23 protein-coding genes and 1 riboswitch are annotated in these 25,867 nt (G+C 72.0%); of the genes, 17 read left to right on the forward strand and 6 right to left on the reverse strand.

The genetic code is table 11. The annotated features are described in order from the left end of the window. Positions 1–446 precede the first annotated feature (446 nt). The 3 genes from ABZX65_RS30305 to ABZX65_RS30315 all read right to left on the reverse strand — a co-directional run bounded on the left by ABZX65_RS30305 (position 447) and on the right by ABZX65_RS30315 (position 4,368). Positions 447–1,352 (reverse strand): neutral zinc metallopeptidase, encoded by a 906-nt coding sequence (locus ABZX65_RS30305; protein ID WP_355347043.1) that lies wholly within the window; start codon positions 1,350–1,352, stop codon positions 447–449. A gap of 394 nt (positions 1,353–1,746) precedes the next feature. Beyond that, positions 1,747–3,201: a hypothetical protein gene (locus ABZX65_RS30310; RefSeq protein ID WP_355347046.1), complete on the reverse strand. Its 1,455-nt coding sequence runs from the start codon at positions 3,199–3,201 to the stop codon at positions 1,747–1,749. Between the two features lie 255 nt (positions 3,202–3,456). Further along, on the reverse strand, positions 3,457–4,368 hold the full coding sequence (locus tag ABZX65_RS30315) for a MurR/RpiR family transcriptional regulator (protein WP_355347049.1): 912 nt from the start codon (positions 4,366–4,368) through the stop codon (positions 3,457–3,459). A 362-nt stretch (positions 4,369–4,730) separates the two neighbouring features. On the opposite strand from ABZX65_RS30315, the gene ABZX65_RS30320 reads away from it, so the two are divergent. From ABZX65_RS30320 to ABZX65_RS30340, 5 genes are all read left to right on the forward strand, one after another. Continuing rightward, complete coding sequence (locus ABZX65_RS30320) at positions 4,731–6,170, forward strand: GuaB1 family IMP dehydrogenase-related protein (protein WP_355347052.1); 1,440 nt, start codon at positions 4,731–4,733, stop codon at positions 6,168–6,170. Between the two features lie 151 nt (positions 6,171–6,321). Further along, positions 6,322–6,780 (forward strand): Lrp/AsnC family transcriptional regulator, encoded by a 459-nt coding sequence (locus ABZX65_RS30325; protein ID WP_355347055.1) that lies wholly within the window; start codon positions 6,322–6,324, stop codon positions 6,778–6,780. Between the two features lie 132 nt (positions 6,781–6,912). Then, positions 6,913–7,929 carry a PRC and DUF2382 domain-containing protein gene (locus ABZX65_RS30330; RefSeq protein WP_355347058.1) on the forward strand — a complete coding sequence of 339 codons (1,017 nt, stop codon included), beginning with the start codon at positions 6,913–6,915 and terminating at the stop codon, positions 7,927–7,929. A 284-nt stretch (positions 7,930–8,213) separates the two neighbouring features. Further along, on the forward strand, positions 8,214–9,014 hold the full coding sequence (locus tag ABZX65_RS30335) for a carbon-nitrogen hydrolase family protein (protein ID WP_355347061.1): 801 nt from the start codon (positions 8,214–8,216) through the stop codon (positions 9,012–9,014). Positions 9,015–9,092: 78 nt separating this feature from the next. Then, positions 9,093–10,805 (forward strand): NAD(P)/FAD-dependent oxidoreductase, encoded by a 1,713-nt coding sequence (locus tag ABZX65_RS30340; protein ID WP_355347064.1) that lies wholly within the window; start codon positions 9,093–9,095, stop codon positions 10,803–10,805. Between the two features lie 16 nt (positions 10,806–10,821). Here ABZX65_RS30340 and ABZX65_RS30345 read toward each other — a convergent pair whose 3' ends face one another. Beyond that, the gene (locus tag ABZX65_RS30345) at positions 10,822–11,496 is read right to left on the reverse strand and encodes a DUF5995 family protein (RefSeq protein WP_355347067.1); all 675 of its coding nucleotides are present in this window, start codon (positions 11,494–11,496) and stop codon (positions 10,822–10,824) included. A gap of 128 nt (positions 11,497–11,624) precedes the next feature. Next, the gene (locus ABZX65_RS30350) at positions 11,625–12,488 is read right to left on the reverse strand and encodes an NAD-dependent epimerase/dehydratase family protein (RefSeq protein WP_355347070.1); all 864 of its coding nucleotides are present in this window, start codon (positions 12,486–12,488) and stop codon (positions 11,625–11,627) included. A gap of 153 nt (positions 12,489–12,641) precedes the next feature. Between ABZX65_RS30350 and ABZX65_RS30355 the strand changes: the two genes are divergently transcribed. Next, entirely contained in the window at positions 12,642–13,484 is an 843-nt protein-coding gene (locus ABZX65_RS30355; RefSeq protein WP_355347073.1) for a helix-turn-helix transcriptional regulator, read from the forward strand. Between the two features lie 378 nt (positions 13,485–13,862). Here ABZX65_RS30355 and ABZX65_RS30360 read toward each other — a convergent pair whose 3' ends face one another. Beyond that, positions 13,863–15,092: an MFS transporter gene (locus ABZX65_RS30360; protein WP_355347076.1), complete on the reverse strand. Its 1,230-nt coding sequence runs from the start codon at positions 15,090–15,092 to the stop codon at positions 13,863–13,865. Between the two features lie 184 nt (positions 15,093–15,276). On the opposite strand from ABZX65_RS30360, the gene ABZX65_RS30365 reads away from it, so the two are divergent. The 11 genes from ABZX65_RS30365 to ABZX65_RS30415 all read left to right on the forward strand — a co-directional run bounded on the left by ABZX65_RS30365 (position 15,277) and on the right by ABZX65_RS30415 (position 25,847). After that, positions 15,277–16,482 carry an ROK family transcriptional regulator gene (locus ABZX65_RS30365; RefSeq protein ID WP_355347079.1) on the forward strand — a complete coding sequence of 402 codons (1,206 nt, stop codon included), beginning with the start codon at positions 15,277–15,279 and terminating at the stop codon, positions 16,480–16,482. Positions 16,483–16,551: 69 nt separating this feature from the next. Next, positions 16,552–16,682, forward strand: a riboswitch (FMN riboswitch). A gap of 149 nt (positions 16,683–16,831) precedes the next feature. After that, a complete protein-coding gene (ribD, locus tag ABZX65_RS30370) occupies positions 16,832–17,959 on the forward strand; it encodes a bifunctional diaminohydroxyphosphoribosylaminopyrimidine deaminase/5-amino-6-(5-phosphoribosylamino)uracil reductase RibD (protein WP_355347082.1) in 1,128 nt (375 codons plus the stop codon). Position 17,960: 1 nt separating this feature from the next. Continuing rightward, positions 17,961–18,593, forward strand: coding sequence for a riboflavin synthase (locus ABZX65_RS30375; RefSeq protein ID WP_355347085.1), 633 nt, complete (start codon positions 17,961–17,963; stop codon positions 18,591–18,593). After that, the gene (locus tag ABZX65_RS30380) at positions 18,590–19,282 is read left to right on the forward strand and encodes a nicotinamide mononucleotide transporter family protein (protein WP_188279813.1); all 693 of its coding nucleotides are present in this window, start codon (positions 18,590–18,592) and stop codon (positions 19,280–19,282) included. The genes ABZX65_RS30375 and ABZX65_RS30380 overlap by 4 nt, the downstream gene beginning before the upstream one ends. Then, positions 19,279–20,571, forward strand: coding sequence for a bifunctional 3,4-dihydroxy-2-butanone-4-phosphate synthase/GTP cyclohydrolase II (locus ABZX65_RS30385; protein ID WP_355347088.1), 1,293 nt, complete (start codon positions 19,279–19,281; stop codon positions 20,569–20,571). Before ABZX65_RS30380 ends, ABZX65_RS30385 begins: the two co-directional genes overlap by 4 nt. A 203-nt stretch (positions 20,572–20,774) precedes the next feature. After that, on the forward strand, positions 20,775–21,260 hold the full coding sequence (gene ribH / locus ABZX65_RS30390; RefSeq protein ID WP_188279812.1) for a 6,7-dimethyl-8-ribityllumazine synthase: 486 nt from the start codon (positions 20,775–20,777) through the stop codon (positions 21,258–21,260). A gap of 34 nt (positions 21,261–21,294) precedes the next feature. After that, complete coding sequence (locus tag ABZX65_RS30395) at positions 21,295–21,567, forward strand: phosphoribosyl-ATP diphosphatase (protein ID WP_188279811.1); 273 nt, start codon at positions 21,295–21,297, stop codon at positions 21,565–21,567. A gap of 130 nt (positions 21,568–21,697) precedes the next feature. After that, complete coding sequence (gene hisG, locus ABZX65_RS30400; RefSeq protein WP_355347093.1) at positions 21,698–22,546, forward strand: ATP phosphoribosyltransferase; 849 nt, start codon at positions 21,698–21,700, stop codon at positions 22,544–22,546. Beyond that, positions 22,543–23,040: a PH domain-containing protein gene (locus ABZX65_RS30405; RefSeq protein ID WP_355347096.1), complete on the forward strand. Its 498-nt coding sequence runs from the start codon at positions 22,543–22,545 to the stop codon at positions 23,038–23,040. Before hisG ends, ABZX65_RS30405 begins: the two co-directional genes overlap by 4 nt. Positions 23,041–23,424: 384 nt before the next feature. Next, positions 23,425–24,756: a hemolysin family protein gene (locus ABZX65_RS30410; RefSeq protein WP_355347099.1), complete on the forward strand. Its 1,332-nt coding sequence runs from the start codon at positions 23,425–23,427 to the stop codon at positions 24,754–24,756. Beyond that, positions 24,756–25,847, forward strand: coding sequence for a hemolysin family protein (locus ABZX65_RS30415; protein ID WP_355347102.1), 1,092 nt, complete (start codon positions 24,756–24,758; stop codon positions 25,845–25,847). Before ABZX65_RS30410 ends, ABZX65_RS30415 begins: the two co-directional genes overlap by 1 nt. Positions 25,848–25,867: the final 20 nt, after the last annotated feature.

Below are 25,867 nucleotides of genomic sequence, written 5' to 3' on the forward strand. Positions count from 1 at the left end.
GGGGGGGGTGTTTTTGGTTCCCCGCCCCCCTTTGGGGGGGGCCGGGGGGGGCGTTGGGCCCGGCGGTTCCCCCCCCACTCCCCCCCCCCGGGGGGGGGGGCCCCCCCCGGGGGGGGCCCCCACCGCTCAGTCGTATTGCGACAACGTTCTCCGATGACGGGTACCCCGGATATTCCGGGACAGGATGACAATGCTGGGGCGCCGCCCGCATCACCAGCGGTTCCACCTCCAGCGGGCAGCGCTCCAGTGCCCGCGACCGGGCCGGGGCGACCCCGGCACTGGCATTCAGGGGCAGTGGCATTCAGCGGCATTGACATCATTGACATTCAGCGTTCAGGAACGCGGCGCTCATTCCGCGCCGCGCACGGTCTTGTCCGCGCGCGGTATCGGGTGTTCGGCATGTCCCGTCCGCGCTCACCGCGGACGGGGCCGGACGAGCTGACCTCTCAGGCGAAGGTGTCGCAGGCCGAGACGGCTCCGGAGGTGTAGCCCTTGGTGAACCACTGCTGGCGCTGCGCCGATGAGCCGTGGGTCCAGGTGTCCGGCGTGACCTTGCCCTGGTACTTCTGCTGGATACGGTCGTCGCCGACAGCGGCCGCCGCGTCCAGGCCCACAGTGATGTCGGCCTGCGTCAGGTCGGTGATCAGCGGCTTTCCGCTCGCGGGGTCCGGGGTGGTCGTGGCGTGGTGGGCCCACACTCCGGCGTAGCAGTCGGCTTGGAGTTCGAGTTTCACCGAGCCGCTGTTCTCGCCCTGGCCGCTGCCGTGCGAGATGGTGCCGCTGAGGTCCTGAATGTGGTGTCCGTATTCGTGCGCGATGACGTATGCCTCGGCGAACGGGCCTCCCTTGGCACCGAACTTGCCTGTGAGCTCGTCGAAGAACCCGAGGTCGAGGTAGACCTTGTCGTCGGCGGAGCAGTAGAAGGGGCCGACCTCCGACGTCGCCTCGCCGCAGCCGGTGTTGACCCTGTCGGTGAACAGCAGGGTCGGCGCCTGGGTGTAGGACTTTCCTGCGGCTGTCTCCGTCTGCTTCCAGAATGCCTGGACGCTGTCGACCACGGCCACGATCCGGCAGTCGTCCTTCTTGTTGGCGTCCGCCCCGGTCCGGCAGTTCGCCGCGAGATCGCCGGGCGCGACGCCCTGGGAGCCGCCGGATCGCGCGGCGCTGTCAGAGGTGCCGCCCGAGCTGAGCAGACCGGGGTCCACCCCGAACACCACAGAGGCGATCACGACCAGCAGCCCTACCACCCCACCGCCCACGGTCTTTCCGCCACCGGGAATCCCGCCCCGTGCGCCGCCTCGGTTGTCCTGCACCTCGGAGGTGTCCAGGGCGGCATCGTCGTCGAACTGCATCAGCTGACTCTCCCTCACAACACGCCGGTACGCCGTGTCTCACCGGGGGCGTCTACCCAGCCGAACAGACCTCATCTGGTTGTGCCCGGACCGTGTTCCGAGGGGTCGCCGTCCGCCGGAAGCTCTCCCGGCGGACAGTCACCTGGATCACCGACCCAGGAGAGTTGACCGTACGGGGGGACGCCGCGGCTCAGTCGGCGGGGCGGGTGTCCCACGCGGCTCTCATATCGGAACGGTCGGGCGGGTACCGGCCCGTGATCGAGGCGCCGAGGTACGGGACGACCCGTTACGGCGAGGCGTCCGTCGCCGACGGCCGTTCCCCCGCATGGCTCGGCCCGCCCGCACATGGTGTGCGGGCGGGCCGGGGCCGCCCAGTGTCGCTCAGCCTGCGGACTCAGCGCGGCGACAGGCGGTAGAGCGCCGCCGCGCCCGCTTTGAGGTGGACCTTCAGCGTGCCGTGCTGGGCCGCTCCGCGGTAGCGGCCGGTGGCCGGCTCGAAGGTCGCCACGCTTCCGACGTGCGCCTGGTTGACGCCGAGCCGCACCGAGGCGGGGGCGTCGGGATTGCGGTTGGCCACGAGCAGGTAGCGGGTGCCGTCGTCCTGCGTGTTCCTGAAGAGACCGATGACGGCGGCGTCCCCGGTGGCCGAGGTCAGGTGGTCGCCTGGGGTGAAGGCCACCGCGCTCGGGGGCAGCGGGTCGTCGTTGGCGTGTTGGACCGACTCCGAGCGGAGCGGCTTGAGTTGGCGGCCGACCGGCTGGAGCCAGGTGCGGTTCAGCCTGCGGGCCGCGCCGTACAGCGGGGTCTGCTTGCCGTCGGCGGTGATCAGCGCCTTGGTGAAACCCTCGCCACGGGCGGGGTCCGGCGTCCAGTAGGTGAAGTACTGGATGCCCTTGCAGCCGTACGCCAGGCTGATGTTGGTCTGCCAGGCCAACTGCGAGGCGGTGGGCACCCGGTGGTTGTTGTAGCCGACCGACTGGATGAACGTCCACGCCGGCAGACCGGACTTCAGCGACGCCTCGCGGTAGATCGCCCAGTTGTCGAAGTAGTTGAGGTCTATGCCGTCGGTGAGGATCGGGTACCGGTCGAAGGAGATCAGCGGCGGCTTGACGGTGTCGATGTACGCCTGCACGAAGGCCGCGTAGTCCGGGCCGTTACCCGGCACGAGGTTGGAGTACGGCAGCAGCCCCGGTGCGACGTCACGCACGATGCCGGTGAGCGCCCCGACCGTGGGGAATCTGGACTGGGCCGGTTCGTCGAAGACGTTGAACCCGGCGAGCGAGGGGTGGTTCGCGTAACTGGCCAGTGCCGCACGCACCCATGACGTCGCGTCAGCGGTGGTGAGCGAGGACGGCACGCTCCGGTCATCGGTGACCGACAGGTACTGCGCGATCGCCTGGATCCGGGGGTCGCCCGAGATCAGCACCTTCAGGCCCACCTGGTCGGCCATCTGCAAGGCGTAGCCGCCGCTTTGCGGATCGAATTGGTAGTTGCCGGTGATCAGGAAGGTGAACCCGGCGTCCTTGATCTCCTGGTAGCGGTCGAGCGTGGTCTCGTACGGGTGCGGCGGCCAGAACAGCCCGATCGGGAAGTCCGGCCCTCCGGTGAGCGGAAGGTCCACGCTCGCGGCGGAAGAGTCCGCCGCGTCGGCGGCGTGCGTGCCGTCTCCGGAATCCACCGAACTCAGCGCCCCGGCGGTCGGATCGCCGGGCCCCGGTGCGGCCGCCGCCCGGTTGGCGGCCAGTCCGCCCGCGGCCAGGACGCCGGCGCCCAGGCCCGCGGCCTGTAGCAGCGTCCGGCGGTGCATCGGCTGTGAAGCGCTGGAGAGGGAGGAGCTCTGTTCTGGCATGGCCTACTCCGATCGTTGGAACGCGGGAACGGGGAGGGGGCTGAAGGTCCCAACGGTGCACCGGCGACCGTGGTGGACGCACACATGCTGGCAGACGGTGGTGGTTCAATCAACCACGATGCGCAGAAATGATGAATGAATCATGCAGGACGCGGCGTGCACCGCCGCGCCCGCGCCCCGGTATCGGCAGACGGACTCGGCGCACTGAACTCGGCGCACTGAAACTCGGGCGCACTGAACTCAGGGCGCTGAAACTCAGCGCCCGCGGCGCCCCTTCACCATGTGGTCGCCCGGGATGTGCCCGGTGAGCGCCATGGACGCGCTGGCCCGGCCGTACGACAGCTGCGCCACGCGCACGTACAAGCAGTCGATCAGCACCAGCACCGAGTGCCGGGCTCCGATGCTGCCGGCGCGGAAGGAGGTCTCGGCGGTTGCGGAGATCAGCCGGACCTCAGCGGCCCGCGCCAGCGGTGACCTGTGGTCGGCGGTGATCGCCACTGTGGTGGCGCCCCGCGCGCGGGCGAGTTCGAACGGCTCGATCGTCTCCCGGGTCGATCCGGAGTGAGAGATGCCGATGGCGACATCGGCCGGGGTGAGCAGGGCCGCCGACGTCGTGGCGGCGTGCACCTCGTTCCACCCGCGCACCGCGCATCCGATCCCGAAGAGCCGCAGCTCGGTCTCCACCGCCACCGCACCGCTGCCGCCGACGCCGTACACGTCGATCCGCCGCGCTCGGGCGACCGCCTGGGCCGCGCGCTCAAGCGACGCCAGGTCGATGGTGTCCAACGTCCGCTGCACCGCGCCGAGATCTGCCTGGCCGACGACGGTGACCACCCGCCGCAAGTCGTCGTCGGGGGAGATGTCCGGCCCGATCTCCGAGGTGCCCCAGGCGGGCTCGTCGCCGCGCGCGCTCTCACGGACCAGTTCGATCAGCAGATGCTGGTACGACTCCAGGCCCACCGCACGGCAGAACCGCGTCACCGTCGGCTGGGACGTGCCGGTGCGCCGCCCCAGCTCGGCGGCCGAGCAGCCGATCACGGAGTTGGGGTCGGCGAGCACCAGCTCGGCCACTTTCCGCAGTGAGCCCGTCAGGTGCGGCAGCTCGGCTCGGATCAGCGCTGTGACATCAATGCGCGCTCCCGCGTGGCCGTAGCCCTTGGCCTCCATACGGGTCCCCGATCGCTCACACCTGCCGGCCGTCCGAAAGGCCATGATGCCATGCGATTATGTCATTCACCGTGTATCAACCACGCAGACTGACAGATTCAGCCTGCTCGCTCCGGTACGCCGCGGACCTCCTCCGCCAGGTCCATGCGCGGCGGCCCCGACGGGGTGTCCCTCCTGGAGGTCTCCCGCTGGTCGGGGCACTCTACAATTCAGATAACCGCGGACATCTATGGTCACCTGACCCCGGGCTCGGACGACAAGCTGAAGCGTGTGATGGACGAGGTACTGACCAGCGCCACCGTGCTGGTTCCGTGCTGACTTCGGCTCGCCTGCAAGGCAAAGCCGCAGGTGGGAGCAACAGCGTGAAATTCCTCAACGATATTCGGCCGCCGTACGACCTGACGTACGACGACGTCTTCATGGTGCCGAGCCGCAGCGCGGTCGGTTCCCGCCAGGGTGTGGACCTCAGGTCCCCTGACGGGACGGGCACCACCATCCCCCTGGTCGTGGCCAATATGACGGCCATCGCGGGCCGCCGGATGGCCGAGACCGTGGCCAGGCGCGGCGGCCTCGTCGTCATCCCGCAGGACATCCCCCACGACGTGGTCGCCGATGTCGTGGCCTACGTCAAGCAGCGCCATCTGGTGCTGGACACCCCGATCACGCTCGCCCCCTCCCAGACCGTCGCCGACGCGCTGTCCCTGCTGCCCAAGCGGGCGCACGGCGCGGGTGTGGTGGTCGAGGACGGGCGGCCGGTCGGCGTCGTCACCGAGTCCGACCTCAGCGGCGTGGACCGCTTCACGCAGCTCTCCGAGGTCATGTCCAGGGACCTGCTGCTGCTCGACGCGGACATCGACCCGCGCGAGGCGTTCAACCGGCTGGAGGACGCGCACCGCAAGCTGGCGCCGGCCGTGGACGCCCAGGGCCTGCTCGTCGGCATCCTGACCCGCAAGGCCGCGCTGCGCGCCACGCTGTACGAGCCCGCCGTCGACGCGAACGGGCGGCTGCGGATCGCCGCGGCCGTGGGCATCAACGGCGACGTGGCGGGCAAGGCCAAGCAGCTCCTGGACGCCGGGGTGGACACCCTGGTCGTCGACACCGCGCACGGCCACCAGGAGTCGATGCTCGCGGCGGTTCGTGCCGTGCGCGCGCTCGACCCGCGGGTGCCGATCGTGGCGGGCAACATCGTGGCCGCCGAGGGCGTCCGCGACCTGATCGAGGCGGGCGCCGACATCATCAAGGTCGGCGTCGGACCCGGCGCCATGTGCACCACCCGCATGATGACCGGCGTCGGCCGCCCGCAGTTCTCCGCCGTCATGGAGTGCGCCGCGGAGGCGCGCAAGCACGGCAAGCACGTCTGGGCCGACGGCGGCGTCCGGCACCCGCGCGATGTCGCCATGGCGCTGGCGGCGGGCGCGTCCAACGTGATGATCGGCTCCTGGTTCGCCGGTACGTACGAGTCGCCGGGCGACCTCCAGCAGGCCGCCGACGGGCGGCTGTACAAGGAGTCCTTCGGCATGGCCTCGGCGCGCGCGGTCCGCAACCGTACGAGCGAGGAGTCGGCGTACGACCGGGCGCGCAAGGCGCTGTTCGAGGAGGGCATCTCCACCTCGCGGATGTTCCTCGACCCGGCCCGGCCGGGCGTCGAGGACCTGATCGACTCGGTCATCGCCGGGGTGCGCAGCTCCTGCACGTACGCCGGGGCCGCCTCGCTCGACGAGTTCGCGGAGAAGGCGATCGTCGGCATCCAGAGCGCGGCGGGCTACGCGGAGGGCAAGCCGCTGCACGCGAGCTGGAACTGACGCGCGGTCGGGCGCCGGTGCCTTCGCCGGTGCCCGTGCCCGCGCCGGTACCGGTGCCCTCGCCGGTGCCCGTGCCCGCGCCGGTGCCCGTCCCGGTGTCGCCAGGGGGCCTTGGTCCCGAGTCGTCGGAGATGTCTCTATCCTGCGAGCTGTGAAGCCGCTCAACGATCTCGACGAACGCATCGTGCACGCCCTGGCCGAGGACGCCCGGCGGTCCTACGCGGACATCGGCGCCCAAGTGGGCCTGTCGGCGCCCGCCGTCAAACGCCGGGTGGACCGGCTGCTGGCGGCGGGCGCGATCACCGGTTTCACCGTACGGGTCGACCCCGCCGCGCTCGGCTGGCAGACCGAGGCGCTGGTGGAGCTGTACTGCCGCCACAACACCTCGCCGGGCGACATCAGGCGCGGCCTCGCCCGCTACCCGGAAGTCGCGTCCGCCTCCACCGTCACCGGTGAGGCGGACGCCGTGGTCCAGGTCTTCGCCTCCGACGTACGGCACTTCGAGCAGGTGCTGGAGAAGATCGCGGGGGAGCCGTTCGTGACCCGCACCAAATCCGTGCTGATCCTCTCCCCGCTGCTGCGCCGCTACGGCGGAGGTGCCCCGGAGTGAGGGCGCGGAGTGCGCCTGCCGAGGCATAAGTTGGGTAATGTCGCAAATCATGCGAATTGTGGCTGAAGTCACCCGATCGGGGTACAACGGGTACTGAGGCCAGATCGGCCCCGGCAGCACGAAGGAGGCGACATGATCACGCGTGAGCAGATTCCCAAGGTCATGGGCCATGCGGTGCATGACGCTCAGGGGAAGAAGATCGGCGAAGCCGCCCACCTGTACCTGGACGACGCCACGGGCGAAGTCGAGTGGGTCGCGGTGAAGACCGGTTTCTTCGGCAACAACGAGACATTCGTGCCGACGCGTGCCGCCCGCCTGGTCGAGGACCATCTTGAGGTTCCGTACGAGAAGGACCAGGTCAAGGGCGCGCCCAATGTGGACGTGGACTCGGGCGGACACCTCTCGGCGTCGGAGGAGCAGAACCTCTACCGCTACTACGGCATGGAAGCCAGGTCCGGCGGGTCCGTGGGCCGCGCCGCGAACGGGCAGGGCGCCGGGACCGGCGACGCGAAGGCCGGAGCCGCCGCCGGTACGGCCGGTGCCGCCGGAGTGGCCGCCGGCACCGCCGCGGGCCGTCACGCGCGGACCGCGGACACCGGAGCGCCGAGCACCGACAAGACCGCCGCGGCCCGCGCGGGCGCACCGGTCGCCTCCACCGGCAAGGACACGCCCGCCATGGCCTCGGGCGCACCGCAGCGCCTCGCCGCGGACGGTCTCGACCCCGAGAGCGAGACCATGATCCGCTCCGAGGAGGAGATGCACGTCCGGGTCGAGCGGGAGACCATCGGCCAGGCGCGGCTCCACAAGGTCGTGGACGTCGAGGAAGTCGAGCAGACGGTGCCGATCCGGCACGAAGAGGTCCACCTCGTCCGTGAGCCCATCGACCCGAAGACCGCCGCGGGCCGTACGGGCGACATCAGCGAGGCCGAACAGGTCGTCACCCTCCACGAGGACAAGGCGATCATCGAGACCGAGGTCGTGCCGAAGGAGCGCGTTCGCATGCGCGTCGACGAGCACGTCGAGCAGAAGACCGTGCACGGCCGGGTCCGCAAGGAGCGGATCGAGACCGACACGAGCCCCGCGACCACCGAGGAGACCAGCGGCTACGAGGGTGAGCAGGGCCGCAAGGACCGCCGCTTCGGTAGCTGAACCGACCTGACGGCCGGTCGAACGGCCTCACCGCACCACGCGAGCGGGCCCCCACCCCTGAATCCCGGGGTGGGGGCCCGCTTCCGTGCCCCCAGGACGTGCCCCCAGGACACGCCGCGCGAGCCCGTTAGCCGGGACCCGGCGCAACGAATCGCCGGTAGTGCCGGAGAAGACGCAACGAACAGCGGCAGCAGCCGCAATGATCGCGTCTTGCCGCCGCCGCGCACGGAACCGTACTGTCGAAGGAGTCCCGTACACCCCCTCTGAACAGGCGAAAGAGACTCATGGCACCGTTGCGCGCTGCGCTGTATCAGGGGCCGGGCGGCGTACCCGAGTCGGTGGACGCGGCGCTCGCCGGATTCGAGGAGGCGGCTCGACGGGCCGCCGAGGGGGGAGCGCGGCTGCTGGTGACGGCCGAGCTGTCGCTGACCGGCTACGCGGTCGGCGACCGCCTCGCGGCGCTGGCCGAGGAGGCCGACGGACCGTCGGCGCGGCGGGTGGCGGAGATCGCCGCCCGGTACGGGATCGCCATCGTCTACGGCTACCCCGAGCGGGACGGTACGGCCGTGCACAACGCGGCGCGGCTGATCGGCCCGGACGGCGCCCCGCTCGCCAACTACCGCAAGACGCACCTGTTCGGAGACTTCGAGCGGTCCGCCTTCACCGCCGGTGACACACCCGTCGTACAGGCCGACGTCGACGGCGTACGGATCGGGCTGCTGATCTGCTACGACGTGGAATTCCCCGAGGCGGTACGGGCGCACGCGCTCGGCGGCACCCAACTCCTCGTCGTGCCGACCGCGTTGATGCGGCCGTACGAATTCGTGCCGCACACCCTCGTCCCGGCCCGCGCATACGAGAGCCAGCTGCACCTGGCGTACGCCAACCGCTGCGGGGCCGAGGGCGATTACCACTTCGCGGGGCTGAGCTGCCTCGTCGGACCGGACGGCGCGGTGCGCGCGCGGGCCGGGACCGGCGAGGAACTGGTCTTCGCCGATGTGGACCCGGCGCTGATCGACGCCGCCCGCGCGGAGACGCCGTATCTGGCCGACCGCCGCCCGGAGTTGTACCGCGCGCTCGGCTGAGCCCGCGCGCCGGAGTGTCCCGCGAGCGCCCGTAACCCCCCTTTTCCCGCACGCCAGTTCAGCCAGGAGAGCCGCCCCATGACGTCCGTGCCCACCGCGGTCCACGACGAGCAGCACGCCGAAGCCCAGGAGCAGCCGCCCGTCACCATGTTCGGTCCTGACTTCCCCTACGCCTACGACGACTTCCTGGCGCACCCGGCGGGCCTCGGCGCGGTGCCGCCCACCGAGCACGGCACGGAGGTCGCGGTGATCGGCGGCGGCCTGTCCGGCATCGTCACCGCGTACGAACTGATGAAGATGGGCCTCAAGCCCGTCGTCTACGAGGCGGACCAGATCGGCGGGCGGCTGCGCACGGTCGGCTTCGACGGCTGCGACCCCGGCCTCACCGCGGAGTTGGGCGCGATGCGCTTCCCGCCCTCGTCCACCGCCTTCCAGCACTACGTGGACCTGGTGGGCCTGGAGACCAAGCCGTTCCCCAACCCGCTCGCGCCCGGCACGCCTTCGACCGTCGTGGACCTCAAGGGCGAGTCGCACTACGCCACCTCGGTGGACGACCTGCCCGAGGTCTACCACCAGGTGATGCACGCCTGGAACGCGTGCCTGGAGGACGGCGCCGACTTCTCCGCGATGCAACGGGCCCTGCGCGAGCGGGACATCCCCGTGATCCGGGAGATCTGGTCGGCGCTGGTCGAGAAGCTGGACAACCAGACCTTCTACGGCTTCCTGTGCGACTCCCCGGCCTTCGCGTCCTTCCGGCACCGGGAGATCTTCGGGCAGGTCGGCTTCGGCACCGGCGGCTGGGACACCGACTTCCCCAACTCGATCCTGGAGATCCTGCGGGTCGTCTACACCGGCGCGGACGACGACCACCGCGGGATCGTCGGCGGCTCGCAGCAGCTCCCGCTGCGACTGTGGGAACGCGAGCCCGACAAGGCCGTGCACTGGCCGAAGGGCACCTCGCTGCGCTCGCTGCACGCCGCCCGCGACGGCCGGCCGCGCCCGGCCGTGACCGGGCTGCACCGCACCGCGGGCAACCGAATCACCGTCACCGACGCGTCGGGGGACATCCGTACGTACCGCGCCGCCGTCTTCACCGCGCAGAGCTGGCTGCTGCTGTCCAAGATCGCCTGCGACGACTCGCTCTTCCCGATCGACCACTGGACGGCGATGGAGCGCACCCACTACATGGAGTCCAGCAAGCTCTTCGTGCCGGTGGACCGGCCGTTCTGGCTGGACAAGGACCCGCGCACCGGCCGCGACCTGATGTCGATGACGCTCACCGACCGGATGACCCGCGGCACGTACCTGCTGGACGACGGACCCGACCGGCCCGCCGCGATCTGCCTGTCGTACACCTGGTGCGACGACAGCCTCAAGTGGCTGCCGCTCAGCGCCCACGAGCGCATGGAGGTCATGCTGAAGTCGCTCGGCGAGATCTACCCGGGCGTCGACATCAGGAGGCACATCATCGGCAATCCGGTGACGGTCTCCTGGGAGAACGAGCCGTACTTCATGGGCGCGTTCAAGGCCAACCTGCCCGGCCACTACCGGTACCAGCGGCGGCTGTTCACCCACTTCATGCAGGACCGGCTGCCCGCCGACAAGCGCGGCATCTTCCTCGCGGGCGACGACATCTCCTGGACCGCGGGCTGGGCCGAGGGCGCCGTGCAGACCGCGCTCAACGCGGTGTGGGGCGTCATGCGGCACCTCGGCGGCGCGACCGACCCGCTGAATCCCGGCCCCGGCGACCGCTACGACGAGATCGCGCCGGTGCTGCTGCCGGAGGACTGAGCACGGGACCGGTACGTCAGCTGCGACGGCCCACCGGCGTGAGCAGGCAGCGGCCGATCAGGCCGACGCCCGCGTCCAGGCGGCGCACGCACTCCTCGTACGCGTCCGGCCGGTCGCGCAGCGCCCACAGCAGCCGGGCCGCCGCCCAGGCCGCGTCCCGCGCCCGGTCCAGGCTCCACGAACCCACGACGTGGGTCAGCGGATCGGCGAGTTCGAGCAGGTCGGGGCCGGGCATCAGCTCTTCGCGCACGCGCTCCTCGACGGCGGTCAGGATCTCGCCGACGCGGTCGAAGTCGGCGGCCAGGGCGGGGGGTTCACAGCCGGTGGCGCGGCAGGTGTCGACCACCGCCAGGGGAAGGTCGTGGCCGACATGGGCGTTGACGCCCGCCAGCGCGAACTGGAGCGGGTGGATGTCGCGGTGGGCGCGCATACGGAGCAGGGGCCGCCAGGACGCCGGCGCTTGCCTTCCCCCGGCGTCGTCCTCGACGGCCTTGAGGTAGCGGTTCGCGAACCGCACCGCCAACCGGGCCGCCGTCTCGGCGTCCTCGAAACCGTTCGCGGCCAACTGCCGCCCCACCGCGCGTGTCACCTCCACGTACACGGCGTTGAACACGCCCAGTCCGTCGCGGCGGCCCCCCACCCGCCGCATCCGCCCCACCACCGAGGCGACATCCTCGTCCGTCGTCCGCATCCCCCCACCCTCCCGGCCCGCTCCACCCCCGCGCCCGCGGCGCGACCGGTTTCACCGCCCGCACCACCCGTGCGGATCAGAGTTCGCCGGCGGGCGCGCCTGTGCGGGTGCGGCGCCGGACGCGCCGTTTAGAGGGCGCCCGCCGCGGCGGCGGACCAGACGGTGGGGTGGAGGGGGCGGAAGCCCAGCTCGTGGTGGATGCGAAGAGGGGAGGAGATGCCCTCCCAGGGGTCGGCGAGGGGGCGGTCGGCCATACCGGCAGGCACCTCGGCCCCGTTGATCCAGTGGATGTCGAGGGCGGTGACCGGCGCGTCGTCGGTGATGTTGTAGATCCGCCCGGCCACACCGGGGGCGTACAGGACGCGCAGGAGGCCCTGGGCGACATCGGCGTGGTGGACCATGGACATCCGGCGGTGGGCGGGCCAGTCCTGGGCCCACCGCAGCGCCTGCGGCAGGTGCGGATCGCCCTCGCCGTAGACGAAGGAGAGCCGCCCGACGCGCACGTCGACCCCGCTGTCGCGGCCGAGGGCGAGCAGCCCGACCTCGGCCTCGCGCTTGGCGGCGGGATAGGCGCCCCACAGGGAGGCGCCGGGCAGCGTCTCGTCGTCCTCGACGGCCGGTCGGCCACGGCCCGCGCCGTACACCAAGGTGGTGCTGACCTGCACGAAACGGCCTACGCCCGCGTCGGCGGCGGCGCGGCCGAGGTCGAGCGCGGCGTCGCGGTTGACGGCCCACGCCTCCTCGTCGGGGACACCGCGGAAGGCGGCGGCGATGTTGAGCACGGCGTCGACGCCCGACACGGCCTCGCGGACGTCGTCGGCGTCACGCAGCTCGCCGACCACCGCCTCCGCGCCGAGTCGGGTGAAGGGCTCGGCGCGCGCCTCGTCGCGTACCAGGACGCGTACGGTGTCGGCGGTCCCCGCCCGTTGCAGCAGGCGGGGTACGAACCGGCGTCCGACCTGTCCCGTCGCGCCGGTGACCAGGATCTTCATGGGGTGCTCCTCGTGGTGCGGACCTGCGGCGGGACCCGGTGTTCCGCCGCTGTCTCCCACCCTGCGCGGCCCGGAGCGCGGGCGGCAGAGACCTCTCTATCCGGGGAGTGGCACTCCCTGGATAGCCGCGCCGCGCGGACGCATGCTGGAAGGGTGAACCGACCCGAGCTCGCCGACTTCCTGCGCCGCTGCCGCACCCGCCTCGCCCCCGCCGACGTGGGCCTGGCCGAGGGGGTCAGGCGCCGTACGCCGGGGCTGCGCCGCGAGGAGGTCGCCCAGCTCGCCGGGATGTCGGCGGACTACTACACGCGGCTCGAACAGTCCCGCGGCCCGCGCCCCTCGCGCCAGATGCTCACCGCGCTGGCCCGCGCGCTGCGGCTGACCGCGGACGAGCGGGACCACCTGTTCCACCTGTCGGGGGAGGAGCCGCCGCGCGAGGCGGGCGGCAGCGGGCACGTCAGGCCGGGGCTGCTGCTGGTCCTCGACCGGCTGCACGACACGCCCGCGCAGGTGGTGAGCGACTTCGGCGACGTCCTCGCGCAGAACGCGATGGCCGCGGCCCTGCTCGGCGACGTGTCGGCGCGGCCGCCCGCGCTGCGCAATGTCGTACGGCGGATGTTCACCGACCCCTCCGCCCGCGCGCTGTTCCCCGAGGAGGACCACGAGACGCTGGCCCGTCACCATGTGGCGAATCTGCGCGCCGTGCTCGCGGCCCGCCCCGACGACCCGCGCCCGGCCGCGCTCGTCGCCGAACTGCGGGCGCAGAGCCCGCAGTTCGCCCGGATGTGGGACGACCACGAGGTCGCGGTGCGCCGCTCGGACACCAAGCGCTTCCGCCATCCGGTCGTCGGGGAGCTGGAGTTGGACTGCGAGGTGCTGCTCAGCCCCGAGCACGACCAGCGGCTGATCGTCTACACCGCGCGCCCCGGCAGCGCCGCGTACGAGCGGCTGCGGCTGCTCAAGGTGGTCGGCCTCCAGGACCTGGCCGTCGGCTGAAACGGTCCCCGGACCGTCGTCCCCGGCGCGCCGCGGAATGTGACTGTCACGGCCCAACTCCCTTCGTACGTACGGGCGATGGCGCCTACGTAAGGGGTATGGAGGCGCGCCTGTGCCATGGCGTATTCCCGCGGCATGATTTGCCCCCGGGTATGCCCAACAGTGAGTGAAGGGCCGCTAACGTGAAGACACGGTCCGGCGGGCACGAATCCCCCGTGCGTGCCCGCCGGACCTTCGATTCCCCGGGATTCCCAGGGGCTTCCCGGATCTTCCGGACCGTGCCGCCACCCCGCGTGCCGAGTGCCCCGTCGACGTGTTCGCCTTAAGGGGACGGCCGAGCGGGACCGTACGGCCTCGCCCGGCCGTCCCCCTACCGGATCAGTCGGCCGCGGCGGCGACCCCCGGCGCGGGCGCGGGGGAGGAGCCGGTGACCGTTTTGCCCGCGGCCGGGCGGACGACGCCCGCACCCACCACCAGGCCGAGGGTGAGGACGGTCACCAGCGTGAAGGAGACCGTCAGCGAGGTGGCCCCGGCGATACCGCCGATCGCGGCCGGGGCGACCAGGCCCGAGGTGTACGTGACGGTGGCGACGCCCGCGATGGCCTGGCTCGGATTGGGGCCGCTGCGCCCGGCGGCGGCGAAGCACAGCGGCACGACCACGGATATCCCGATGCCGAGCAGCGCGAAGCCCGCGATGGCGGGCAGCGGCGAGTGCGAGAGCACCACCAGCAGACCGCCGAGGGTGGCGAGCACCCCGCCCGACCGCAGCGTCCGTACCGCGCCCAGCCGCCGTACCGCGAAGTCGCCGAAGAGCCGGGTGACCGCCATCGTGCAGGAGAACGCGGTGTACGCGACCGCCGCGATGCCGGGTGAGGCCCCGGCGACATCGCGCAGGTAGACCGCGCACCAGTCGGAGCTGCCGCCCTCCGCGAACACCCCGCAGAAGCCGATCGCGCCGATCACGAGCGCCGTGCGCGGCGGCAGGGCGAAGCGCGGCGGCGCGGCCTCCTCCGCGTCCGGCCGGATGTCGGGCACCCCGGCGCAGATCAGATAACTCGCCACCAGCAGCGCCGCGGCCATCGCGCCCAGATGAATCCTGCCGTCGAGCCCCGCGTGCGCCGCGGGCACGCCGATCGCCGCGCCCACCAGGGTGCCGACGCTCCACATGCCGTGCAGCCCCGACATGATCGACTTGCCCTTGCGGTGCTCCACCTCGATGCCGATCGCGTTCATGACGACATCCGCCATGCCCGCGCTGGCCCCGAAGGCGAGCAGCGCCAGGCACAGCCACGGCAGGCCCGGCATGACCGCGGGCAGCGCCAGTACGGCCGTCCACATCCCGAGCAGGACGCGCAGCGCGGTACGGGAGCCGAGACGGTGCATCAGCCGCCCCGCCAGCGGCATCATCAGCGACGAGCCGATCGCGGGACAGGCCAGCGCCAGACCGAGAGCGCCGGGGCTCAGGGACAGATGGTCCTTGATCCACGGGATACGGGTGGCGAAGGTGCCGCTCGCCGCGCCGTGGACGGCGAACGCGATGGCGATGGCCATATGGGCCCGGCGGATCCGGGACGGAGCCGTCTTGTCGTCGGCGGCGGCGGTTTTCATGCGGCGTAAACTATCAGGAAGGCTCCCTGAAAGTTAAGGGGTCATCGGCTGCCAGGAGACCGGGTTGCCGGGCCGACGGCTCAACGGGTTCACGGGCTCGATCAGTCCGCGCTCCCGTAGGGCACCCGCTCCGGGAAGCCGTACGGCGTACGGGCCCACCGCCCCGGTCTGGAAGGATCCCCGCATGACCGTCACCCGCGCGCTTCCGGGCCGCAACGCGTCACCGCGCACCGCCCGCGCCATCAACGACCGCCTCGCCCTGCGCCTCCTCCAGCAGGAAGGCCCGCTCACCGCGGGGCAGTTGAAGGAACTCACCGGAATGTCCCGGCCGAGCGTCGCCGACCTCGTCGAGCGGCTCCAGGACTCCGGACTGATCGAGGTGGTCGGCGAGGCGGGCGAGGACAGACGCGGGCCCAACGCGCGGGTGTACGGCATCGTCGCCGACCGGGCGTACGTCGCCGGACTCGACATCCGCGTCGAGAGCATCGGCGTGGAGATCGCCGACCTCCTCGGCCGCACCGTCGCCCGCGCCGACCTGCACGTCCCGGACGGGGCCGACCCGGCCGGGACCGTGGCCGAGGGCGTGGCCCTGCTGCGCCGCGCCATCCGCACCGCGGGCGCCACCGAACTCCACACCGTCGCCTGCGGCGCGCCCGGCCTCGTCGACCCGGAGACCGGACGGCTGCGCGCCGCCAACGCGCTGCGCTCCTGGCACGCGGACCTGGTCGACGAGATCCGCTCCCGGCTCGGCGTGCCCGTGCTGCTGGAGAACGAGGTCAACCTCGCCGCCGTCGCGGAACAGCGCGTGGGAGCCGCGCGGAACGACGACACCTTCGTCCTGCTCTGGATCGGCGGGGGAGTCGGCGCCGCCGTCGTCCTCGACGGCAAACTGCGCCGCGGCGCGTCGGGCGGAGCCGGCGAGGTCGGCTTCCTCCCGCTGCTCGGCACCCCCGAACTGCCGACCGCCACCGACTGCGACAACGGCTACCACGGGCTGGTCGGCAGCCGCGCCGTCTGCGCGCTCGCCCGCGAGCACGGAATCCCCGTCGGGGGCGCCGACGAGGCCGAGGGGGCTGCGGCGGCCGTCACCGCCGCGCTCGCCGGAGGCGCCGCCACCGAAGGCTTCCTCGCCGAGCTGTCCACGCGGATCGCCGTCGGGGCCGCCGCCATCTGCGCCGTGCTCGACCCCGGACGGGTCGTCCTCGCCGGTGAGGTCGCCCAGGCCGGAGGGGCCGCCCTGGCCGAACGCGTCGCCGAGTGCCTCGGACGCATCTCGCCGCTGCCGACTGTCGTACGGGCCAGCGCCGTGCACGGCGGCGCCGTCCTGCGCGGGGCCGTGGTCACCGCCACCGACGCGGCCCAGGAGGAGCTGTTCGCCCCCGCGGTGTGAGGCAGGGCACACGGACGCCCTGGAGGCCGCGGGGGTGTGCGTGGCACACTGGTGCCGTACCAGTGACGTTTGCGCACTCCGGGGTCGGTGTAATTCCGAACCGGCGGTTACAGTCCGCGACCCGTCCGCAGCCAGCGGCCGGTTGACCAGGTGAAATTCCTGGACCGACGGTGAAAGTCCGGATGGGAGGCAGTGCGCGGCGGGCGTTCACTCGGGTACGCCGCCGTCAGCGGCCCCGCGCGCACAGCGCGAGCGGTCCGCGGCCGTCACCGGCGTACGCGATGGTTCGGTTTCCCCGCTCAGCATCCCAACGCCCCGGAGTCCGTGCCCGAAGAGGCAGGAGGACCCGGTGGCCACCGCCACGGAAACCGACGCGATGCGACGCGCTGTCGCGCTGTCGGCCCGCGCGCTCGGAGACACCGCCCCCAACCCGGTCGTCGGCTGCGTGATCCTCGACGCCGAGGGCGCCCGGGTCGGCGAGGGCTGGCACCAGCGGGCCGGCGGCCCGCACGCGGAAGTGCACGCGCTGTTCGCGGCCGGTGAGCGGGCCAGGGGCGGCACCGCCCTGGTCACGCTCGAACCCTGTAACCACACCGGCCGTACCGGCCCCTGCGCCCAGGCGCTCATTGAGGCCGGGATCGTCCGCGTGGTCTACGCGGTCGCCGACCCCAACCCGTCGGCCTCCGGCGGCGCCGCCACCCTGCGCGCGGCGGGCGTCGAGGTCGAGAGCGGACTCCTGCGGGACGAGGCGGAGGCGGTCAACGTCGCCTGGCTCACCTCGGTCCGCCTCGGCCGCCCGTACGTGCGCTGGAAGTACGCCGCCACCCTCGACGGCCGGATCGCCGCGGCCGACGGTTCGAGCCGCTGGATCAGCTCCGCCGAGTCCCGCGCCGACGTGCACCGGCTGCGCGCGGAGTCCGACGCCGTCGTGGTCGGCTCCGGCACCCTGCGGGCCGACGACCCCCATCTGGCCGTACGCGGTATCGACGGGGTGACTCAGCCGCTGCGCGTCGTGGTCGACACCCGGGCCCGTACCACCGCCGACGCCCGCGTGCTGGACGACGCGGCGCCGACCCTCATCGCCGTCGGCGAGGACGCCGACACCTCCCACCTGCCGGGCGTCGACACCGTACGCCTGCCGTACGCCAGGACCGAGGACGGTACGGAGGGCGGCGGCGTCGACGTGGCCGCGCTCCTGGCCGCACTGCACATGCGCGGGGTGCGCTCGGTACTGCTGGAGGGCGGGCCGACACTGGCCGGGGCGTTCGTCGCCGCCGGAGCCGTCGACGCGGTCACCGCGTACCTGGCGCCCGCGCTGCTCGGCGCCGGGCCCAACGCGCTCGGCGACGCAGGAATCACCACCATCGCGCAGACGTTGCGGCTCGACGTGACCGATGTCGCCCGCCTCGGGCCCGACGTGCGCGTCACGGCCGTACCGGCCGTGTCCCACTCCTCCCACTCTCCTCAGGAGCGCTGAAGTGTTCACCGGAATCGTCGAAGAACTGGGTGAGATCACCGGCGTCGAGGACCTGGGCGACGCCAGCCGCTTCCGGGTCCGCGGACCCGTCGTGACCGAAGGCGCCAAACACGGCGACTCCATCGCCGTCAACGGCGTCTGCCTGACCGTGGTCGACTTCGGCGAGGACGACTTCACCGCCGACGTGATGGCCGAGACGCTGAACCGTTCCAGCCTCGGCGCGCTCGGCCCCGGCTCGCGGGTCAACCTGGAGCGCCCGATGGCACTGGGCGGGCGGCTCGGCGGCCACCTCGTCCAGGGCCATGTGGACGGCACCGGCGAGGTCGTCGAGCGCAAGCCCGCCGAGCACTGGGAGATCGTCAAGATCTCGCTCCCCGACGACCTGTCCCGCTATGTGGTCGAGAAGGGCTCCATCACCGTCGACGGCATCAGCCTGACCGTGGTGGAGGCGGGCGCCGACTTCTTCACCGTCAGCCTCATCCCGACCACCCTCGCGCTGACCACGCTCGGCCTCAAGCAGCCCGGCGACCCGGTCAACCTCGAAGTGGACGTCATCGCCAAGTACGTCGAGCGGATGCTGGGCGAGCGCGCGGCCGTCACCGGGCAGGATCCGGAACCGGAGGCCGTGAAGTGAGCGCCCTGCACTGGCTGAACAGCGAGGCGTTCACCGCCTTCGACCAGCACGTGATGTGGTCGGACATGATCGGCAATCTGCTCGGTCTCGGCGCGCTGGCGCTGGGCTGGCGGCGCGCGATGCTCACCTGGCCGGTCCAACTGCTCTCCGGTGCCGTGCTGGTGGCCGCCTTCTGGGCCGCGCACCTCGGCGGCGGCGTCGGCAAGCAGTTCGTGGTGATCACCGTCGCCGTGTGGGGCTGGTACCAGTGGCGGCGCGGCCGGGACGGCAGCGGACGGCTCGCGGTCCGCTTCGCCACCTGGCGCGAGCGCGCGGTGCTCGTCGTCGCCACCGGGCTCGGCACCGTGGCCGTCGCCTCGCTCTTCCTCGCCTACCCGTCGCTGTCCTGGAACCCGTGGCCCGACGCGTACATCTTCGTCGGGACGCTGGCGGCGATGGTCGCCCAGGCGCGCGGCTGGGTCGAGTTCTGGTTCGCCTGGCTGGCGGTCGACGCCGTCGGCGTACCGCTCAACTTCCACAGCGGGCTGCCGTTCTCGGGCCTGGTCTACATCATCTACTTCTTCCTGGTGATCGTCGGGATGTACGCCTGGTGGCAGCAGACCAGGGCCGCCGCGGCCACCACCGCTTCCGACGCAGCCGCTTCCGACTCCACCTCGCAGAACACCGTTCCGGAGGGAGTGACGGCATGAACGCCGTGACCGCACTGCACAACGACTGGTACGAGGACGGTGACCTGGTGCTCGACCCGGTCGAACAGGCCATCGCCGACATCGCCGCGGGCCGCCCGGTCGTGGTGGTGGACGACGAGGACCGGGAGAACGAGGGCGACCTCATCGTGGCCGCGCAGAAGGTCACGCCCGAGATCGTCGCCTTCATGATGACCGAGTGCCGCGGGCTGATCTGCGTACCGCTGGAGGCCCCCGACCTCGACCGGCTCGACCTGCCGCAGATGGTCGACGCCAACACCGAGTCGATGCGCACCGCCTTCACCGTCACGGTCGACGCGAGCGCCGAGCACGGCGTCACCACCGGCATCTCGGCCGCCGACCGGGCCGCCACGATACGGCTGCTGGCCGACCCCGCCTCGCGGGCCACCGACTTCGTCCGGCCGGGACACGTCTTCCCGCTGCGCGCCAGGCCCGGCGGCGTCCTGGTCCGCAACGGCCACACCGAGGCGGGCGTGGACCTGGCCCGGCTCGCCGGACTGCACCCGGCCGCCGCCATCGTGGAGATCGCCCGCGAGGACGGCACGATGGCCCGGCTGCCCGAACTGGTGCCCTTCGCCCGCAAGCACGGCCTGTCGATCATCTCCATCGAGGACCTGATCGCGTACCGCCGCTCGTCGGAGCCCACCGTCCGCCGCGAGGCCGAGACGACGCTGCCCACCGCCTTCGGCGACTTCCGTGCCTTCGGCTACCGCTCCACCACCGACGGCGTCGAGCACATCGCGCTGGTCGCGGGCGACATCGGCGACGGCACCGACGTCCTGGTCCGGGTGCACTCCGAGTGCCTGACCGGTGACGTCTTCGGCTCGCAGCGCTGCGACTGCGGCCCGCAGCTCCAGACCGCGCTGCGCAAGGTCGCCGAGGAGGGCCGGGGCGTGGTGCTGTACCTGCGCGGCCACGAGGGCCGGGGCATCGGCCTGATGTCCAAGCTGCGCGCGTACGAACTCCAGGAGCGCGGCCGGGACACCCTGGACGCCAACCTCGAACTCGGCCTGCCCGCCGACGCCCGCGACTACGGCGCCGCCGCGCAGATCCTCACCGACCTCGGGGTCGGCTCGCTGCGGCTGATGACCAACAACCCCGCCAAGACCGGCGCGTTGGTCCGGCACGGCCTCGACGTCCTCGGCAGGGAACCCATGCCGGTCGCCGCCGGGGAGCACAATCTGCGCTATCTGCGGACCAAGCGGGACCGGATGGGTCACGACCTGCCGTGGCTCGACGCGGGCCAGAGCACCACCTGCGCCAACCAGTAGCCCGGCCGGGCCGGCGGGACCGCGCGTCCGAAGCGCGTCCCGAGCGCGTCCCGACGACGTTCCGAGCACGTCCTGAGCATGTCCTGACCACATCCTGACCACGTCCTGATACGGACGATTGCCATGAGACACCTGATGGCCTTGATACGGGCGATCAGCTTGATACAACCGGCACGACAGCACATCGAGCACCGAGGAGAGAAGTGAGCGGTAAGGGCGCCCCCGAGCTGACCGTGAAGAACTGCGGCGACCTGCGTGTGGCCGTGATCGCGGCGCAGTGGCACACCCAGGTGATGGACGGCCTGGTCGACGGGGCGATGCGCGCCCTGCACGACCTCGGCATCGACGAGCCGACGCTGCTGCGCGTGCCCGGCAGCTTCGAACTGCCCGTGGTCGCCAAGGTGCTGGCCGGCCGCGGCTACGACGCGATCGTGGCGCTCGGCGTCATCATCCGCGGCGGCACCCCGCACTTCGAGTACGTCTCCCACGGCGTCACCGCCGGGCTGACCCAGGTCGCCGTGGACAGCGGTGTGCCCGTCGGCTTCGGCGTCCTCACCTGCGACACCGAGGAGCAGGCGCTCGACCGCGCCGGACTGCCGGGCTCGAATGAGGACAAGGGGCACGAAGCGGTCACCGCGGCCGTCGCCACGGCCACCATCCTGCGCTCGGTCTCCGAACCCTGGCGCTGAGCAGGCGGCGGTTCCCCGTAGGCTAGGGCCCACCATGGCCAACAAGACATTCGAGCAGCTCTTCACCGAGTTGCGGCACAAGGCCGCCACCGGCGACCCCAGCACGTCCCGCACCGCCGAGCTGGTGGGCAAGGGCGTGCACGCGATCGGCAAGAAGGTGGTCGAAGAGGCCGCCGAGGTGTGGATGGCCGCCGAGTACGAGGGCGCCGACGCCACCGCCGAGGAAATCTCCCAACTGCTGTACCACGTTCAGGTGATGATGGTCGCCCGGGGTATCTCCCTCGACGACGTCTACGCCCATCTCTGAGCGCGTACGCGACCCGTACGCGCTCAGAGACAGCCGGCCACCACCCCTGCCACCCGTACCGCTGTCACCCGTACCTCTCCACAGCCCTGCCCACGAGCCGAGACTCTCTTCAGAGAAGGAAACCGTCCTCATGCTGCGCATCGCCGTCCCCAACAAGGGCTCATTGTCCGGACCCGCGGCGGCCATGCTCCATGAGGCCGGTTACCGGCAGCGCAAGGAGTCCAAGGAGCTCGTGCTGGTCGACCGGGACAACGAGGTGGAGTTCTTCTACCTGCGCCCGCGCGACATCGCGATCTACGTCAGCACCGGCCGCCTCGACATCGGCATCACCGGCCGGGACCTGCTGCTGGACTCCGGCGCGGTCGCCGAGGAGATCCTCCAGCTCGGCTTCGCCCGCTCCACCTTCCGCTACGCCGCCGAGCCCGGCACCGCCGACACCGTCCAGGACCTCAACGGCAAGACGGTGGCGACCTCGTACGAGGTCGTCGTCGAGAAGCACCTCGCGGACAACGGCATCGAGGCGTCCGTCGTCCACCTCGACGGCGCCGTCGAGACCGCCATCCAGCTCGGTGTCGCGCACGCCATCGCCGACGTGGTGGAGACCGGCACCTCGCTGCGGAACGCCGGGCTCGAAGCCTTCGGCGAACCCATCATGGAGTCCGAGGCCGTGGTGATCCGGCGCACCGGGGCCGACCCGGACGAGCCCAAGGTCCGGCAGTTCCTGCGCCGCCTCCAGGGCGTCCTGGTCGCCAGGCGCTACGTGATGATGGACTACGACATCCGCGTCGAGCAGGTCGAGAAGGCCGTCGCCCTCACCCCGGGCCTGGAGTCGCCGACCGTCTCCCCGCTGCACCACGAGGGCTGGGTCGCGGTCCGCGCCATGGTCCCGACCAGCGACGCCCAGCGGATCATGGACGAGCTGTACGACCTGGGTGCCCGCGCGATCCTGACCACCGGCATCCACGCCGCGCGGCTGTGACCGGCGCCGAGGACCGTACGCGGGCGGCGCTCGACGGGCTGCCGCGTACCTTCCGCCCCGTCGTCACCCGCGTGGTGCTGCTGTCCCTGGGCGCCGCGCTGGTGGTGGCGCTCACCGTCGTCGCGCTGATGATGCCGCACGACGGCGCCGGGCCCTGGAGCACCGGCGACCGGATCACCGTGATCATGATGGGCGTGCTGATCGCCGCGGTGCTCGCGCTGCTCAGCCGCCCCAAGGTGACGGTGACGGCCGACGGCGTGACCGTGGTGAATCTCACGGTGAAGCGGCGGCTGGCGTGGGCCGAGGTGGTGCGGGTCAATCTGCGGCCGGGCGACGCCTGGGTCCACCTCGACCTCGCCGACGGCACGACGTTGCCCGTGATGGGCATCCAGCCCGGTATCGCCAAGGAGCAGGCGCTGCACGACGCCAGGCTGCTGCGCTCGCTGGTGGAGACGCTGGGCGAGGCGCAGGGCACGACGTCCGCCGGCCACTGAGCGCGCGGCGGTGCGCGCCGCGCCACGCGTCCGCGGGCGCTCCGTCCACGGACCGGGCCGCGAAGCGGCCCGCGATCCGTCCGTGACCTTTCCGCGAACCCGTCCGTGACCTTTCCGCGAACCCGTCCGCGAACCCGTCCGCGAACCCGTCCGCGAACCCGTCCGCGAACCCTTCCGTGAACCCGGCCCCCGCCGTCCTTCGCGGGCGCGGCACCAATGGCTACTCTGGGGGACGAACGGCGCCCACCGCGCTTGCCCCGCACCCCTGGAGCACCGCCCGCGGGGCCCCGACCAACCAAGGAGTGACACTCACACCCCGATGGACGAACCGTCCGGTAGTACCTGCGCCGCCCCTCCCTCCCGGGAATCCGGAGCGGCGGCCTCATGAGCACCTCACTGCTGCTGCTCGCGGCAGCCCTCGTCCTGATCCTTGCCAACGGCTTCTTCGTCGCCGCCGAATTCGGCCTGGTGACCGTGGAGCGCCCCGCGGCCGAACGCGCCGCCGCGGCCGGTGACCGCCGGGCCCGCAGTGTCGTGGCCGCCCTGCGCAAACTCTCCTTCCAGCTCTCCGGCACCCAGCTCGGCATCACCATCACCTCGCTGGTCGTCGGCATGCTGGCGGAACCCGCACTCGCCGACCTCCTGACCGGCCCGCTGACCTCGGCCGGCGTCCCGGACGGCGCCGCCCCCGGCGTCGCCGTCGTCGTCGGCATGATGGTCGCCTCCGCCGTCCAGATGGTGATCGGCGAACTCGTCCCCAAGAACTGGGCGGTCTCCCGCCCGCTGGCCGTCGCCCGTGTGGTGGCCGGACCGCAGCGCGCCTTCTCGCGGGTCTTCCGGCCCGTCATCGAGGTGCTGAACACCGCCGCCAACCGGCTGGTGCGGCTGGTCGGCGTCGAGCCCGCCGACGAGCTGGCGTCCGCCCGCACCCCCACGGAACTGGTCTCCCTGGCCCGGCACTCGGCGCTCGCCGGGACGCTGGAGCAGGACACCGCCGACCTCTTCGTGCGCACCCTGTCGCTCGGCGACCTCATCGCGGAGAACGTGATGACGCCCCGCGTCCGGGTCAGCGCGCTGGAGGACACCGCCACCGCCGCCGACGTGCTCAATCTGACCAGGGCCACCGGCCTGTCCCGCTTCCCGGTCTACCGGGAGCGGCTGGACGACATTATCGGCATGGTCCACCTCAAGGACGCCCTCGCCGTCCCCGCCGAGCGGCGCGACCGCGTCCCCGCGGGGACCATCGCGGTCGCCCCGCTGCTCGTCCCGGAGACCCTGCCGGGCCAGCAGCTCCTGGAGCTGCTGCGCAGCCAGCAGCCGATCGCCGTGGTCGTCGACGAGTACGGCGGCACCGCCGGGGTCGTCACGCTGGAGGACATCGTCGAGGAACTGGTCGGCGAGGTGCGCGACGAGCACGACGCCGCCGACCTGCCCGAACTGGCGCAGGTCCCGGCCGCCGAGGCCGACGGTCCCGCCTGGGACGCCGACGGAAGCTGCCGGATCGACACCCTGGCCAGAATCGGCCTGCTCGCCCCCGAGGGACCCTACGAGACGGTCGCCGGCCTCGTCGCCGACCTGCTCACCCGGATCCCCGAACCGGGCGACGAGGCCGAACTGCCCGGCTGGCGGCTGCTGGTCCGCGAGGTCACCCACCACCGGGCCGAACGCGTACGGATCGTGCGTACGGATCGCGTGGCGGGGGAGGCGACCTCGTGATGAGCGCTCTCCAACTCCTGTTCGCCGTCCTGCTGGTGCTCGGCAACGGCTTCTTCGTCGGCGCGGAATTCGCCCTGGTCTCGGTCCGCCGCAGCCAGATCGAACCGCTCGCCGCCGAACAGCGCAGGGCCCGTACCGTGCTGTACGGCCTCGAACACCTCCCGCAGATGATGGCCGCCGCCCAGTTCGGCATCACCGTCTGCTCGTTGACCCTCGGCGCGGTCGCGGAACCGACCGTCGCGCACCTGCTGGAACCGATCTTCGAGGCGGTGCGCGTCCCCGAGGACTTCGTGCACCCGATCGGATACGTCCTGGCACTGGCCGTCGTGGTCTTCCTGCACCTGGTGATCGGCGAGATGGTGCCGAAGAACCTGGCGATGGCCGCGCCGGAGAAGACCGCGCTGTGGCTGAGCCCGGGTCTGGTCGGCTTCGCCAGGGTGTTCCGCCCGGTGATCTCGGTGCTCGGCACCTGCTCCCGGCTGATCCTGCGGGCCTTCGGCGTGGAGCCCAAGGACGAGGTCGACTCCGTGTTCACCAGCGCGCAGCTGACCGTGCTGGTCGAGGACGCCCGGCAGGCCGGGCTGCTCGACATCGACGAGCAGGAACGCCTGGAGGACGCGCTGGAGCTGGGCACCCGCCCGGTCACCGAAGTGCTGCTCACCCCGGCGGAGTTGATCACCCTCGACCCGGCCGCCACCCCGCGGCAGGTCGAGGAGCTGACGGTGCGCACCGGGTACTCGCGGTTCCCGATCGCGGGCGCGGGCGCGGACTTCCTCGGCTACCTCCACGTCAAGGACGTCCTCGACGTGGACGACCTCGACCGGCCCGTGCCGCAGCGGCTCTGGCGGCCGATCACCACCCTGCGGGCCGACCTGCCGCTGGACGACGCGCTCACCGCGATGCGGCGCGCCGCCTCGCACCTGGCCGCCGTCGCCGACGCCTCGGGGCGGGTCCTCGGCCTGGTCGCGCTGGAGGACGTCCTCGAAATGCTCGTCGGCGAGGTGAAGGACCCCGCCCACCGCGCGCCTTCCCCCGCCCGGGAGGTGCCCGTCCCGCACGCCGCGGAGGATTCCGGCGAACTGGTCCGGTAGGCAGTGCCCGGAAGGGGCGT

The sequence above is a fragment of the Streptomyces sp. NPDC003300 genome, from assembly GCF_040610915.1.
Classification (GTDB): Bacteria; Actinomycetota; Actinomycetes; order Streptomycetales; family Streptomycetaceae; genus Actinacidiphila.

Coding starts and splice junctions, on each gene's coding strand:
- ABZX65_RS30310 (WP_355347046.1), bottom strand. CDS start 3,201: ATGCCAGAACAGAGCTCCTCCCTCTCCAGCGCTTCACAGCCGATGCAC.
- ABZX65_RS30345 (WP_355347067.1), bottom strand. CDS start 11,496: ATGCGGACGACGGACGAGGATGTCGCCTCGGTGGTGGGGCGGATGCGG.
- ABZX65_RS30365 (WP_355347079.1), top strand. CDS start 15,277: ATGACCGTCACCCGCGCGCTTCCGGGCCGCAACGCGTCACCGCGCACC.
- ABZX65_RS30395 (WP_188279811.1), top strand. CDS start 21,295: ATGGCCAACAAGACATTCGAGCAGCTCTTCACCGAGTTGCGGCACAAG.
- ABZX65_RS30335 (WP_355347061.1), top strand. CDS start 8,214: ATGGCACCGTTGCGCGCTGCGCTGTATCAGGGGCCGGGCGGCGTACCC.
- ABZX65_RS30360 (WP_355347076.1), bottom strand. CDS start 15,092: ATGAAAACCGCCGCCGCCGACGACAAGACGGCTCCGTCCCGGATCCGC.
- ABZX65_RS30305 (WP_355347043.1), bottom strand. CDS start 1,352: ATGCAGTTCGACGACGATGCCGCCCTGGACACCTCCGAGGTGCAGGAC.
- ABZX65_RS30415 (WP_355347102.1), top strand. CDS start 24,756: ATGAGCGCTCTCCAACTCCTGTTCGCCGTCCTGCTGGTGCTCGGCAAC.
- ABZX65_RS30350 (WP_355347070.1), bottom strand. CDS start 12,488: ATGAAGATCCTGGTCACCGGCGCGACGGGACAGGTCGGACGCCGGTTC.
- ABZX65_RS30410 (WP_355347099.1), top strand. CDS start 23,425: ATGAGCACCTCACTGCTGCTGCTCGCGGCAGCCCTCGTCCTGATCCTT.
- ABZX65_RS30330 (WP_355347058.1), top strand. CDS start 6,913: ATGATCACGCGTGAGCAGATTCCCAAGGTCATGGGCCATGCGGTGCAT.
- ABZX65_RS30315 (WP_355347049.1), bottom strand. CDS start 4,368: ATGGAGGCCAAGGGCTACGGCCACGCGGGAGCGCGCATTGATGTCACA.
- ABZX65_RS30340 (WP_355347064.1), top strand. CDS start 9,093: ATGACGTCCGTGCCCACCGCGGTCCACGACGAGCAGCACGCCGAAGCC.
- ABZX65_RS30385 (WP_355347088.1), top strand. CDS start 19,279: ATGAACGCCGTGACCGCACTGCACAACGACTGGTACGAGGACGGTGAC.
- hisG (WP_355347093.1), top strand. CDS start 21,698: ATGCTGCGCATCGCCGTCCCCAACAAGGGCTCATTGTCCGGACCCGCG.